The sequence below is a fragment of the Gorillibacterium timonense genome, from assembly GCF_001457415.1.
GTDB lineage: Bacteria > Bacillota > Bacilli > Paenibacillales > NBRC-103111 > Gorillibacterium > Gorillibacterium timonense.
In genome coordinates, this window is sequence record NZ_LN881723.1 from 192,940 (window position 1) to 206,310 (window position 13,371).

Below are 13,371 nucleotides of genomic sequence, written 5' to 3' on the forward strand. Positions count from 1 at the left end.
TCTTGTCTTATACGTGTACCCGGTCGCGGGGCGTCGCTTCCGCGGTCGTCGGCATGGAGCGGGAGGTGAAGTTGATCGTCTGCAGCACATGCAGGAGCGCCTTCACCGTGTCCAAAGAGGTCATGCAGACGACGCCGTTCTCTACGGCTTCTCGGCGGATGCGGAATCCGTCGCGCTCCGGCTCTTTGCCTCTCGTCAAGGTATTGACGATGAAATGCGCTTGCCCGTTCCGGATCAAGTCGAGGATGTTGGGCGTGCCTTCGCTCAGCTTGTTGACGGTTGCCACGCGCAGCCCGGCGTCGGCAAGCGCCTTGGCGGTGCCGCCGGTCGCTACAATATTGTAGCCGAGCTCGTCGAAGCCCTTGAGAATCGCGGCGGCTTCTTCCTTGTCCTTGTCCGCCACCGTCGCGATGATTGAGCCCGTCGGCGGAATCTTCATACCGGAGCCGACCAGCCCTTTGTAGAGAGCTTTCGCATAGTTACGGTCGCGGCCCATGACCTCTCCGGTTGATTTCATCTCCGGTCCGAGCGTCGTATCGACGCGGCGCAGCTTCGCGAAGGAGAACACCGGAACCTTCACCGAGACATGATCGTCTTCGGGATAGAGCCCTTCCGAGTAGCCGAGCTCTGTAATCGACTTGCCGAGAATGACCTGCGTAGCGATCTTCGCCATCGGGATGGTCGTCACCTTGCTCAGGAAGGGCACCGTCCGCGAGGAGCGCGGGTTCACTTCGATGACGTACACTTCGCCTTGGAAGATGACGTATTGGATATTGACGAGACCGCTCACCCGGAGGGCTTTGGCGATCTTGATGGTGGTGTCGACGATCTTTTGCTTGATCTCGGCCGATAGCGTCTGCGGCGGGTAGACGGCGATCGAGTCGCCGGAATGGACGCCCGCTCTCTCGACATGCTCCATGATGCCCGGAATCAACACCGTTTTGCCGTCGCAGATGGCATCGACTTCCACTTCCTTGCCGAGCATGTAGCGGTCGATCAGGACGGGGTGTTCCGGGTTGATCTTGACGGCCATCTCCATGTAGCTTAACAGGTCTGCGTCCGAGTATACGATTTCCATCGCCCGACCGCCCAGCACATAAGAGGGGCGAACCAATACCGGGTAGCCGTACTTGGCGGCGGTGCCGACCGCTTCATCCACGGAAGTGACCGTTCCGCCTGGAGGCTGGGGAACTTTCAGCTCGCTAAGGAGCGCTTCGAATTTCTTGCGGTCTTCCGCTTGGTCGATGCTTTCGAGGTCGCTGCCGAGAATGCGAACACCCGCTGCGGAGAGCGGAGCTGCCAGGTTGATGGCCGTCTGTCCGCCGAACTGCACGATGACGCCAAGCGGCTGTTCCCGTTCGATCACGTTCATGACATCCTCGAAGAAAAGCGGCTCGAAGTACAACCGGTCTGAGGTATTGAAGTCGGTAGATACCGTCTCCGGGTTGTTGTTGATGATGACCGCTTCGTAGCCGGCCTCTTGAATCGCCCAAACCGCATGAACGGTGGAGTAATCGAATTCGATACCTTGGCCGATGCGAATCGGACCGGAGCCGAGAACGACGATTTTCTCCTTCGCTGTCTTCACTTCCTCATCCTCTGTCTCATAGGAGGAGTAGTAGTAGGGGGTAACGGCTTCGAATTCGGCTGCACAGGTATCGACCATCTTGTAGACGGGCTTCAGGTTCAGCTCTTTGCGGTAGCTGCGGATCTCCTTCTCAGTCGAGTAAGGAAGGCTGGCGCCGGCTTTGTGGCGAATTTCCGCAATGGAACGGTCTGTGAAGCCTTTGCGCTTCGCGGCATACAGAAGCTCTGGTGTAAGCTCTGCTCCCTTCAGCTCCTGCTCGAATTGGACCATTCCCTGCAGCTTGTGCAAGAACCACCAGTCGATGCGAGTCAGCTCCTGGAGCATTTCGAGCGTATAGCCTCTGCGGTAAGCTTCGGCGATCAGGAAGAGACGTTCGTCATCCGGCTTCGCGAGGCGCGCTTGCAGGGTCGCATTGTCGAGCTCGGATGCTTCCTCCAAGTAAAGCCGATGCGCGCCGATTTCGAGAGAGCGAATCGCCTTATGCAGCGATTCCTCGAAGGTGCGGCCGATGGCCATCACTTCGCCGGTTGCCTTCATTTGAGTTCCCAGCTTGCGGTTGGCGGAAGTAAACTTGTCGAACGGCCAACGCGGGATTTTGGATACGATGTAGTCGAGGGTCGGCTCGAAGCAGGCATACGTCTGCCCCGTTACCGGGTTGATGATTTCGTCGAGCGTATAGCCGATGGCGATCTTCGCAGCCATCTTGGCGATCGGATAACCGGTCGCCTTGGAGGCCAAGGCAGACGAACGGCTTACCCGCGGATTCACTTCGATGACATAATACTGATAGCTGTAGGGATCGAGAGCATATTGGACGTTGCAGCCGCCTTCGATGTTGAGCGCGCGGATGATCTTGAGCGATGCGGAGCGCAGCATCTGATATTCCCGGTCAGACAAGGTTTGGCTCGGTGCCACGACGATGCTGTCGCCCGTATGGACGCCGACCGGATCGAAGTTCTCCATGTTGCAAACGACGATGCAGTTGTCTCCCGCATCCCGCATAACCTCATACTCGACTTCCTTCATACCGGCGATGCTCTTCTCGACGAGGCACTGACCGATCGGGCTGTAGCGGATACCCGAGGCGACGATCTCTTTCAGTTCTTCCTCGTCGGCGGCAATTCCGCCGCCGGTTCCTCCGAGCGTATAAGCCGGGCGGACGATGATCGGATAACCGATGGTGTTGGCGAAGTCGACGGCGTCCGTTACGGTCGTCACGATGACGCTGTCCGGAACCGGTTGCTCCAACTCCCGCATCAGCTCACGGAACAAGTCGCGGTCTTCCGCCTGTTCGATGGCGCTGAGTTGAGTCCCAAGCAGCTTGACGTTCTCGCGTTCCAGAACGCCGGCTCTCGCGAGCTCGACCGCCATGTTGAGGCCGGTCTGCCCTCCGAGCGTTGGCAGAAGGCCGTCCGGCTTCTCCTGGCGAATGATCTGGGTGACGAAATCGAGCGTGATTGGCTCGATGTAGACTTTATCGGCCATATTCGTATCCGTCATGATCGTCGCCGGGTTGCTGTTGATAAGAATGACCTCCATGCCCTCTTCCTTCAAGGCTTGGCAGGCTTGTGTACCGGCATAATCAAATTCGGCGGCTTGGCCGATGACGATCGGGCCGGAACCGATCACGAGGATTTTTTTCAGTTCAGTATTTTTCGGCATAGTCCGGCTCCCCTTTCTCGGCAAGTTCCATTTCGTTCGCAGGTGCCGCCGGTGCAGCGGCTTCCGTTGTCTGCAAGGCCGCAAGGGCTTGAGCGGCACCGAGGTGAATGACCGCTTGACGAGACGGCTTGGTGACCGTCAATTTGTGCGTGCGGATCATCTCGATGAATTGGTCGAAGAGATAGCCGGAATCCTGCGGCCCCGGCGAAGCTTCGGGATGGTATTGGACGGAGAAGGCAGGAACTTCCGTATGTTTCACGCCTTCTACGGTTTTGTCATTGTTGTTGATGTGGGTAATTTCCAGCTTCGTCCCGACGATGCTCTCCGGCTTCACGGTGTACCCATGGTTCTGAGAGGTGATGTAGCAGCGTCCAGTCGCGAGTTCCTTGACCGGATGATTGCCGCCGCGATGGCCGAATTTCATCTTCTCCGTATCGGCTCCACAAGCGAGCGACAGCAGCTGATGCCCGAGGCAGATGCCGAAGATCGGAATCTCTCCGAGCAGATTGCGGATGGTTTCGACCGCATGGGGAACATCCTTCGGGTCCCCAGGTCCGTTGGACAGCATGATGCCGTCCGGGTCGAGCTTGCGAATGGCGTCGGCGGTCGTGTTCTGAGGAACAACGACTACATCGCAGCCGCGGGCGACCAAGTCGCGGATGATGCCGCTTTTGGAGCCGTAGTCGATCACCGCTATCCGTTCCTTCGATCCTGGGATATGAAGAACGCTCGAGGTCGATACCCGGCTTACCTGATCGGTCATGAGTACAGATGCTTCCAGGCGTTCCTTCAGCTCTTCAAGTGGCGCATTCCCCGTCGCCAAAACGCCGCGCATCGTGCCGTGATGGCGCAGGATGCGGGTGAGCATCCGCGTGTCGATGCCGCTGATCCCCGGAATGCCGTATTCCTTCAGCAGATGGTCAACCGTATCTTGAGCTCTCCAGTTGCTGGGGAGCGTTTCATGCTCGCGCACGACAAACCCGTGGACAAAGGGCCGGATGGATTCGAAATCGTCTCGGGTAATCCCATAATTGCCGATCAGCGGATAGGTCATGGTGACAATCTGGCCGCAATATGACGGGTCCGACAGTACCTCCTGGTAACCCGTAATTCCCGTATTGAACACCACTTCACCGGTTGACTCTCCCTCTGCACCAAACGCCAAGCCCGTGAAAAGCGTGCCATCCTCCAGCAGCAGCCTTGCCTGCATGATCCCCACTCCTTCTGTTCGTGATACCGGTCGTCAAGGATGTCTCGTCAAGAAACCTCCACACTTCCGGCTTTGAATATTTATTCATGTTTGGTGTATTCGATAAAGGGCTTTCTGCGGGGAACTTCCGCTCGCCCAGCTCTGTATACCGCATGATTCTCTTGCTTTTTCGTTTTTAATCCATGTTCGGTACTTGCCGGAGCGCTTTCGATTTCCCCAGAGGACACCTACTATTCTTTATACACTATCGTGTATAAATATACCACAAGGCTTTTTGACCAACAAGCTTATTTTTGCTCCTGCCAGACGATCCTTCCATTCGCTACGGTGAGCGTCGGCCAGCCCTTCAGCTTCCAGCCTCCAAAGGGAGTATTTCCGCTCTTGGATGCAAACTGCTCCGTTTCGACTGCTCGCTCCGTCTCCAGATCCACGAGGGTCAGATCGGCGGGTGCGCCGACCTCCAACCTTCCGTACGAAAGACCGAATACATCCGCTGGCTTGCTCGTCATTCTCTCCAGAAGGAAGGGAAGCGTCCATCGCCCGGTCTCCACAAAGTGTGTGTACAAGAGCGGGAAGGCCGTTTCGAGACCGACGATTCCGAAGGGAGCGAGCTGCATCCCCTTTGCCTTCTCTTCGGCGGAATGAGGAGCGTGATCCGTGACCAGGATATCGATCGTTCCGTCCTCCAGCCCTTCGATCACCGCTTGTACATCTCGCGGTGTACGGAGAGGAGGGTTCATTTTCCAATTGGCATCAAGCCCTGGAATGTCTTCATCGGATAAAAGCAAGTGGTGTGGACAAACCTCGGCGGTTACCCGAATGCCAGCTTTCTTAGCGTCCCGAATTACTCGTACGGATTGCTCTGTGCTGACATGGCATACATGGTACTTGGCGCCGGTCGATTCGGCAAGCAGAATGTCACGGCTGATCGGAATTGCTTCAGATTCATTCGGAATCCCCTTCAGGCCATGCTTTCGGGCAAAATTGCCTTCTGTCACCGCCGCTCCTTCGAGCAGCGAATCCTCTTCGCAGTGAGCCACCACCAGCATGTCCAATTCCTTCGCCTGCGCCATCGCGTCCTTCATCATCTTCGCGTTCTGAACGCCTACTCCATCATCGGTGAAGGCTACCGCTCCTGCCTTCTTCAATGCCGGAAAGTCCGTCAGCTCGCGGCCGAGCTCGTTCTTGGTGATGCTCGCATAGGGCAGAACCCGAACGGAGCCTTCTTCCTCCGCTTTGCGAAGAATCGATTCTATGACTTCCGGAGAATCCGCTACCGGACGCGTGTTGGGCATGCATGCTACAGTAGTAAATCCGCCGCGAGCTGCCGACCTTGTTCCCGTTGCGATCGTCTCCTTGTGCTCAAAGCCTGGTTCGCGGAGATGGACATGCATATCGATGAAGCCTGCTGACAATAGCTTGCCCGCCGCATCGATCACTTCGTGATTTGCGAGGTCAAGAGCTTCCGAGGAGCCGGATGCGAGTTCCGCGATCCGACCTTCCTCCACGAGAAGATGAAGCCGCTCTTCCTTCTCGCCAGTTCCCGGCCATCCGTTGATGATCCATAATCCCATGTCCTTGCCCCCGTTTCTTCGGCTTACTGCCGATGTTCTATTTTAATTGATGTCTTCGTCTATGTTACTTCTGAATAATGGCGACCAGATCTTCCCCATCGACTTCCTTCAACCTCACCTGAATCTCTTCCGCCTTCGCTGTCGGGACGTTCTTCCCGACGAAATCCGGCCGGATCGGCAGCTCCCGGTGCCCGCGATCCACCAGCACTGCCAGTTGAATCATCTCTGGGCGGCCGCTCGCCATCACGGCGTCCATCGCCGCTCGGACCGTGCGGCCCGTATACAGCACGTCGTCAAACAGCACCACTTTGCGACCTTGCACGACCGCTCGTTCCAGCAAGCATTCCTTATCCGCGCTTGTCCGTTCGCGATCATCCCGGAAGGAGGCGGTATCCACGCCGATTACCGGAATCCTCACGCCCTCGATCTCTTCCATTCGGGCGGCGATCCGTTCCGCCAAGTAAATTCCTCTCGTCCGAATTCCGGCCAAGATACAGTTGTCTACGCCCTTGTTCCGTTCCAAAATTTCGTGGGCGATCCGGGTGAGCGCCCGGCGAATCGCCATTTCATCCATCAGCACATGCTCTTGTTGCACCGTTAGCATGTATGCCGCCTCCTCGATCGGTTTTGCCCGGACCGTTCGTGTCCGCCTCTTCCCCATAACCTGCCCATCATCAGGCTCGTGCAACGATAAAAAACCTCTGCCGCAGATTGGCAGAGGTTTCAGTCGAACAGGCCGAGTCGCTTCCGCGAGCAGTCGATCTAAACCGACCGCACGCGGGCACACTCTGCCCTTGTATTCGATAGACGTTCACCTTGCCAGCCTCACGGGACTGATTTTAAAGGCGCTATAGGATTCTTGGACATTATGACACTCCTACTGGCGATTGTCAACCGCAAGGGAGGCAACCCCCGGGCCAGCCCGGACAAGCATTGATGAAGCGGGATGGTTATGCTATAAAGGATGTAGCCCTCGTGCCAATGGCACGGATATTGCAAAGGAGCGAAATCCATGAGTGAAACGAAAGAAATGAACACGTACGAGATCATCGATTACATTAAAAACAGCAACAAGAAGACTCCGGTAAAAGTCTATGTCAAGGGAAACCTCGACGGAATCGACTTCGGAGCGGAAGTGAAGGCATTCGTGTCCGGTCCTACCGCCGTGTTGTTCGGCGAATGGAGCGCAATCGGCCCTGTTCTCGAAGAGCACAAGGATCGGATTGAAGATTACGTGCTGGAGAATGATCGCCGCAACTCCGCTATCCCGATGATCGACCTGAAAAACATCCATGCCCGCATCGAGCCGGGTGCCTATATTCGCGATAAAGCGACCATCGGCAACAACGCCGTCATCATGATGGGCGCCGTCATCAACATCGGCGCCAAGATCGGCGAAGGCACCATGGTCGACATGAACGCCGTCGTCGGCGGCCGTGTGGAAGTCGGCAAGATGTGCCATATCGGCGCAGGCGCCGTTTTGGCTGGCGTGATCGAGCCGCCCTCCGCTCAACCCGTCGTTGTAGGAGACGATGCGCTGATCGGCGCTAATGCCGTTGTGCTTGAAGGCGTTCAGATCGGCGAAGGTTCCGTCGTAGCCGCTGGTTCCGTCGTCACCGAGAATGTTCCTCCCTTCTGCGTCGTGGCAGGCGCCCCGGCGAAGGTGGTCAAGAAAGTGGACGACAAAACCAAATCCAAAACCGAAATTTTGCAGGAGCTCCGCAAGCTGTAAAAAGGAGGCTGATCCTCTCATGGGAATGGCCATGGATGTATCCCGCTTCGTTACCGCGCGGCGGGAGCTTCACCGAATTCCGGAGCCCGGCTTTCAAGAGTTTAAAACCCAGGCTTACTTGCTCGATTCTATAAGGCAGCTTCCTTCGGAGCGCTTGGACATCCACACCTGGAAGACGGGCATCATCGTCAAGGTCAAAGGGAAAGCTCCAAAGCGCCGCCTCGGCTTCCGCTCCGATATGGACGGACTTCCGATTGAAGAGGATACGACCTATCCCTTCCGTTCCGAGCATCCCGGCCATATGCATGCCTGCGGTCACGACATGCATATGGCGATCGGACTCGGGGTCCTGACTCACTTCGTCATGGAACCGATGGATGACGACCTCATCGTGCTGTTCCAGCCTGCTGAAGAAGGGCCCGGCGGAGCCAAGCCGATGCTGGAAGCGCCTGAGCTGCAAGACCTGATGCCGGAGCAGATTATCGCTCTGCACATAGCTCCCGAATACAAAGCCGGCGTGATCGCCACCCGTCCCGGCATTCTCTTCGCGAACACCTCCGAGCTGTTCATCGACCTGTACGGAACAGGCGGCCACGCCGCTCGCCCTCATCAGGCCAACGATATGGTGATCGCTGCGGCGCAGCTCGTCGGCCAGTTGCAAACGATCATCGCCCGCAACATAGATCCGATCGATTCGGCTGTCATCACGATCGGAAAGATCGAAGGCGGCACGAAGCAGAATATCATCGCCGAGCATGCGCGGCTGGAAGGGACCATCCGCACCTTGTCCGCCGAATCGATGGCGAGGATCAAGGAACGGATCGAAGCGATGCTCCGCGGGCTAGAGACCGCATTCGAATGCCGAGCTGAGTGGAATTACGGGTCTACCTATCGGCAGGTCGATAACGATGCGGAGCTGACCCGGGAATTCATGGACTGGGCGGAGGAGCATTCCCCCGCTGAGATCATCGAGTGCCGAGAAGCGATGACCGGTGAAGATTTCGGCTTCTTCCTCGAGAAGCTCCCCGGCTTCATGTTCTGGCTTGGCGTCGATTCGCCATACGGCCTCCATCATGCGAAGCTGGAGCCGGATGAACGTGCCATTGAGACCGCCATCCAGACCGTGACCGGCTATCTGGAATGGAAGAGCGGACAGCCCGGGTAACCATCCACATAACGAAAACCGTTTGAGTCAACCCAGCAGGTTGCTCAAACGGTTTTTTGTGTAGATCAGAGGAAGACCATTACTAGCATGAAGCCATTACTATCGGCTGGCTCAATAACACCTCACCATTCCGCTCAGCCCGAGCGATCAAGGCCAGCGTCGACCTTATCGTCGGGGTACCCCCCATGGTGGTTTCGGTCTATGCCTCCAGCTTGAGCAGCTCATCCGCCTCCGCGGCCGGAAGCTCCTGCACCTTGTTTAGCTTCCGCTCGATATTGCGGCTCTTGCGCGCCGCGCTTTCGATGGTGTTGCCCGCCTCTTGAAGCTTCTTGTGCGTTTTGTCCAGCAGGTCGCCGAAGGTGCCGAACTCGGTCTTCACCGCACCGAGCAGCTGCCAAACTTCACTCGACCGCTTCTCGATGGCAAGAGTGCGGAAGCCCATCTGCAGGCTGTTCAGGAAGGCAGACAAGGTCGTCGGTCCGGTGAGCACGACGCGGTATTCACGCTGCAGCCATTCGCTAAGCCCCGGCCGACGCAGCGCTTCGGCGAACAAGCCCTCGGCAGGCAGGAACAGAATACCGAAATCCGTCGTATGGGGCGGATCGATGTATTTCATCCGGATGTCCTTCGCTTCGGCCTTCAATCTCGCCTCCAGCTGCTTCAGATGGACCTCTGCGGCTGCCGCATCCCCCGCGTCCTGGGCGTCAACAAGCCGCTGATAATCCTCCGTCGGGAATTTGGAATCGACGGGAAGCCAAACGACTCCCCCCGCTCCGTCCTTGGCCGGCAGCTTGATGGCGAATTCCACCCGATCCGCGCTGCCTTTCTTGGTCGCCACGTTCTTCTCATATTGCTCGGGCGTGAATACCTGCTCAAGCAGATTCCCTAGCTGAATTTCTCCCCACGTTCCCCTCGTTTTCACGTTGGTCAGCACCTTTTTCAAATCGCCGACCCCGGAAGCCAGCACCTGCATCTCGCCGAGCCCCTGATGAACCTGCTCCAGCCGGTCGCTCACCAGCTTGAACGACTCCCCGAGCCTTTGCTCCAAGGTAGCGTGGAGCTTCTCGTCGACCGTAGCCCGCATCTGCTCCAGCTTGCGGCCGTTGTCTTCCTGAAGATCCTTGAGCCGGGCCTCGACGGTCTCCCGCAGCTTGTCCAGCTTGTTCTCAGTCGACCCAAGCTGATTCGTTTGAAGCCTCGACAGATTATCCATAAAAGCAAGCAGAGTGCCGTTAAAGCTCTCCAGTTTCGTCGACAGCTCATCCCGAATTCGTTTCTCGGAGGTTTGGCTCTCCTTGCGGTTCAAGGAAAACTGCTCATTTAAGCTGCTCTGCAGCCGGTCGATCTGCTTCTCGAGAAGGGCGAATCCCGTCTTGCTTTCATCTCGCGGAGGCTTACGTACCAGCAGCAGAAGAACCAGCACCAGAATGACGACATTCGCTAGCAGGGATAAAGCCGTGATGAGTTCGGGTTTCATGATGCGGGGATCCTCCTGTCCAAATGGTCATGCAAAACTTTCCTTTATTATAGTCCCAACCCCGAAAAAAGGAAACGTCTGTTCGTTCAAGCAGTTCATCTGATAGCTTCCCTTCATCACAATAATCACATCTAATCACAACAGCTTGTCGAAGCGCGGGAATCATCTGCTGAGGAGAATCCGAATTCACGATGTGAATCCTCCGTAATAAACAAAGACCGCATTCCTCCATCGAGAAATGCAGCCCTTGTTTATTAAACTGCCAGCTCATGTAGACGAGTGTCGATTACCCCTTCAAGCTTTGAACAAATCGCTCCATGCGGTTGAAGGCTTCTTCCAACTGAGCCATCGAATAGGCGTAAGACAAGCGGATATACCCTTCCCCATATTGCGAAAAAGCATCTCCCGGAACGACGCCGACCTTCTGCTCTTCCAGGAGCTTGTACGCGAAAGCTTCGGAGCTTAATCCGAAGGGACGGATCGATGGGAACAAATAGAAGGCCCCTTCTGGGATTCCGTTCAGCTCCATCCCCATCGCTTCCAGCCTGCCCACCGAGTAATCGCGGCGCTTGCGGTATTCTTCCCGCATAGGGAGCGCATCGTCCGGTCCGCCGGTCAGCGCTTCGAGCGCAGCGTATTGGCTGATCGAGCTGGCGCAGGTGACATGATACTGATGAACCTTCACCATATGCTTCGTGATCTCTTCGGGAGCGAACGTGAAGCCAATCCGCCAGCCGGTCATGGAATGCGACTTGGATAAGCCGTTGATGACGATCGTCTTCTCCCGCATACCTGGCTCCAGGGCGATGGAACGATGGGTTCCCTCGTAGACCAGCTCGGAGTAAATCTCGTCCGAGATGACGAAAACCTCGCGGCTCTTCAGAAGCTCTGCGATCTCGGCCAGACCTTCTGCGTCCAGGATGCGGCCTGTCGGATTCGAAGGATAGCCGAGAATGACGACCCGCGTCTTCTCCGTCAGATGGGAGCGAATTTGCTCCGCCGTGATGCGAAACCCGCTGGACGAGGTATCCACCAGAACGGGAATGCCCCCGCACAGCCGGACAAGCGGCTCATAGCCCGGATACACCGGAGCGGGAAGAATGACCTCCGAGCCTTCCTCAAGCAGAGTGAGCAAGGCCATCTCCAGCGCCTCCGTAGCTCCTAAGGTAACGATCACTTCGCTGTTCGGATCATAGGTTTGCCCATACTTGGCTTGCACCCATCCCGCAGCCGCCTGCCTCAGCTCCAACAGGCCGGCATTTGCCGTATAGCCGGTCCGATTCTCGTCAATCGCCCGTTTGGCGGCTTCCAGGATATGCCCGGGAGTCGGAAAATCCGGCTGGCCGATGGTCAGCGTTACCGCACCCGGCACCTTTGCGACAAGATTGGCGATTTTACGGATACCGGAGATTTCGATCTCCTTAACCCGCCGATTGATGAGCGATTCCATTGCCATGCTCCAGGCCTCCCCTTTTCCCGGTCGTTCCGTCTTCTGTAGGATTGATCTGTCTTACCTCTTGCTTCTCAGCCGGATAAGCAGCTGCTCCATATCCTCCGGCAACGGCGAATGGAATTCCAAATACTCGCCTGTACGGGGATGGACGAAGCCCAGCACCGCGGCATGAAGAGCCTGACCGCGCATCTCGTGATCCTTCGGCTTGCCGTAAGACGGGTCTCCGACGAGGGGATGTCCAATGTACTTCATGTGTACGCGAATCTGGTGGGTTCTCCCCGTCTCCAGCTTGAGCTCCAGCATGCTGAAGTTGCCCAGGCGCTCCATGACGGCAAAATGCGTGACCGCGTGTTTACTGCCCTTGTGCGTAACGGTGAACAACTTGCGGTCCCCGGCGTCCCGTCCGATCGGTGCGTCGATGGTCCCCTGGTCATGCGGGATATTACCATGGACGATGGCAATGTATTTGCGAGTGACCGTATGCTCTTTCAGTTGTGCCGCAAGGGAGTTATGAGCCAAATCGTTCTTCGCCGCCATCAGGAGGCCGGAGGTGTCCTTGTCGATCCGGTGAACGATACCCGGACGCAGCACCCCGTTGATGCCGGACAAATCCTTGCAGTGATACAGCAGGGCATTGACGACTGTCCCGGAAGCATGTCCGGGAGCGGGATGAACGACGAGCCCCCGCGGCTTATTGATGACAACGACGTCGGAATCCTCGTAGACGATTTCGAGCGGGATATTCTCAGGCAGAACATCCAGTTCCTCCGGCTCCGGAATCGTCACTTCGATCCGGTCGCCTTCCGCCAGCTTGTAGCTGCCTTTGACAACATTGCCGTTAATGCGGACGAGTCCGTCCTTCATCCACTGCTGAACCTGCGAACGCGAGACATCGGCTTCGAGAGCATCCACCAGATGCTTGTCGATCCGCTCTCCGGCTGCCTCCGCCTCCGCTTGCCATTCTTCGGTTTCAGTCAACTTTTTCGGTTCCGGGGAGCTCTGAGACATGAGTTTGGTTTTTCCTTTCTTTGCGCCAGTCGAGGAAGGTATCCAGCAGAATCAGGATGACGCCGATGGTGATCGCGGCATCCGCGATATTGAAGATGGCGAACGTATAATCGACTTTGAAGCCAAATAACGTAAACCGGAAGGTGAACTGCAGAAAGTCGACCACTTCGCCGAGGCGGAGTCGATCGATGAAATTCCCCAAAGCGCCGCCGAGCAGTACCCCGAGACCACACGTGAGCAGGGAACGCTTCTGCCTCATCGTCCTGGTCATGTAGTAGACGATGCCGCTGACCGCGACGGTCGTGATCAGTATGAAGAAGATCCGTTGATCCTGCAAAATGCTGAACGCCGCACCCCGGTTGCGATGGGAGGTGATGACAAAAAAGTCGCCAATGACCGGCACCTCGTCATACAAGTTGAGATTGTGAACGATTAGCCATTTCGACGCTTGGTCCAGCACAATGACGAGCAGTGTGAGCAAAAAGTATATCACCGAGTACCC

Annotated in this window: 10 protein-coding genes; 2 read left to right on the forward strand and 8 right to left on the reverse strand. The window is 56.7% G+C overall.

Annotated elements, in window-relative coordinates:
- Positions 1-7 precede the first annotated feature (7 nt).
- From carB to pyrR, 4 genes are all read right to left on the reverse strand, one after another.
- On the reverse strand, positions 8-3,250 hold the full coding sequence (carB, locus tag BN2684_RS08760; RefSeq protein ID WP_058301800.1) for a carbamoyl-phosphate synthase large subunit: 3,243 nt from the start codon (positions 3,248-3,250) through the stop codon (positions 8-10).
- Positions 3,234-4,460, reverse strand: coding sequence for a glutamine-hydrolyzing carbamoyl-phosphate synthase small subunit (carA, locus tag BN2684_RS08765; protein ID WP_058301801.1), 1,227 nt, complete (start codon positions 4,458-4,460; stop codon positions 3,234-3,236). The genes carB and carA overlap by 17 nt, the downstream gene beginning before the upstream one ends.
- Positions 4,461-4,747: 287 nt before the next feature.
- A complete protein-coding gene (locus BN2684_RS08770; RefSeq protein WP_058301802.1) occupies positions 4,748-6,034 on the reverse strand; it encodes a dihydroorotase in 1,287 nt (428 codons plus the stop codon).
- Positions 6,035-6,098: 64 nt separating this feature from the next.
- Complete coding sequence (gene pyrR / locus BN2684_RS08775; RefSeq protein WP_058301803.1) at positions 6,099-6,638, reverse strand: bifunctional pyr operon transcriptional regulator/uracil phosphoribosyltransferase PyrR; 540 nt, start codon at positions 6,636-6,638, stop codon at positions 6,099-6,101.
- Between the two features lie 408 nt (positions 6,639-7,046).
- Here pyrR and dapD point away from each other — a divergent pair, with 408 nt between their 5' ends.
- Both dapD and BN2684_RS08785 read left to right on the forward strand, forming a co-directional pair.
- Positions 7,047-7,766, forward strand: a complete 720-nt coding sequence (gene dapD / locus BN2684_RS08780; protein WP_058301804.1) for a 2,3,4,5-tetrahydropyridine-2,6-dicarboxylate N-acetyltransferase — start codon at positions 7,047-7,049, stop codon at positions 7,764-7,766.
- Between the two features lie 19 nt (positions 7,767-7,785).
- Positions 7,786-8,931 carry an N-acetyldiaminopimelate deacetylase gene (locus BN2684_RS08785; RefSeq protein WP_082651845.1) on the forward strand — a complete coding sequence of 382 codons (1,146 nt, stop codon included), beginning with the start codon at positions 7,786-7,788 and terminating at the stop codon, positions 8,929-8,931.
- A 199-nt stretch (positions 8,932-9,130) separates the two neighbouring features.
- Here the strand turns inward: BN2684_RS08785 and BN2684_RS08790 are convergent, their stop codons facing one another.
- The 4 genes from BN2684_RS08790 to lspA form a co-directional block, all read right to left on the reverse strand.
- Entirely contained in the window at positions 9,131-10,408 is a 1,278-nt protein-coding gene (locus BN2684_RS08790; protein WP_058301805.1) for a DNA recombination protein RmuC, read from the reverse strand.
- Positions 10,409-10,694: 286 nt separating this feature from the next.
- Positions 10,695-11,858, reverse strand: a complete 1,164-nt coding sequence (locus tag BN2684_RS08795) for an aminotransferase A (RefSeq protein WP_058302514.1) — start codon at positions 11,856-11,858, stop codon at positions 10,695-10,697.
- A 60-nt stretch (positions 11,859-11,918) separates the two neighbouring features.
- Positions 11,919-12,869, reverse strand: coding sequence for an RluA family pseudouridine synthase (locus BN2684_RS08800; RefSeq protein ID WP_058301806.1), 951 nt, complete (start codon positions 12,867-12,869; stop codon positions 11,919-11,921).
- Positions 12,832-13,362, reverse strand: coding sequence for a signal peptidase II (lspA, locus tag BN2684_RS08805; RefSeq protein WP_058301807.1), 531 nt, complete (start codon positions 13,360-13,362; stop codon positions 12,832-12,834). Before lspA ends, BN2684_RS08800 begins: the two co-directional genes overlap by 38 nt.
- Positions 13,363-13,371 lie beyond the last annotated feature (9 nt).

Coding starts and splice junctions, on each gene's coding strand:
- BN2684_RS08790 (WP_058301805.1), bottom strand. CDS start 10,408: ATGAAACCCGAACTCATCACGGCTTTATCCCTGCTAGCGAATGTCGTC.
- BN2684_RS08785 (WP_082651845.1), top strand. CDS start 7,786: ATGGGAATGGCCATGGATGTATCCCGCTTCGTTACCGCGCGGCGGGAG.
- dapD (WP_058301804.1), top strand. CDS start 7,047: ATGAGTGAAACGAAAGAAATGAACACGTACGAGATCATCGATTACATT.
- carB (WP_058301800.1), bottom strand. CDS start 3,250: ATGCCGAAAAATACTGAACTGAAAAAAATCCTCGTGATCGGTTCCGGC.
- carA (WP_058301801.1), bottom strand. CDS start 4,460: ATGCAGGCAAGGCTGCTGCTGGAGGATGGCACGCTTTTCACGGGCTTG.
- pyrR (WP_058301803.1), bottom strand. CDS start 6,638: ATGCTAACGGTGCAACAAGAGCATGTGCTGATGGATGAAATGGCGATT.
- BN2684_RS08800 (WP_058301806.1), bottom strand. CDS start 12,869: ATGTCTCAGAGCTCCCCGGAACCGAAAAAGTTGACTGAAACCGAAGAA.
- BN2684_RS08795 (WP_058302514.1), bottom strand. CDS start 11,858: ATGGAATCGCTCATCAATCGGCGGGTTAAGGAGATCGAAATCTCCGGT.
- BN2684_RS08770 (WP_058301802.1), bottom strand. CDS start 6,034: ATGGGATTATGGATCATCAACGGATGGCCGGGAACTGGCGAGAAGGAA.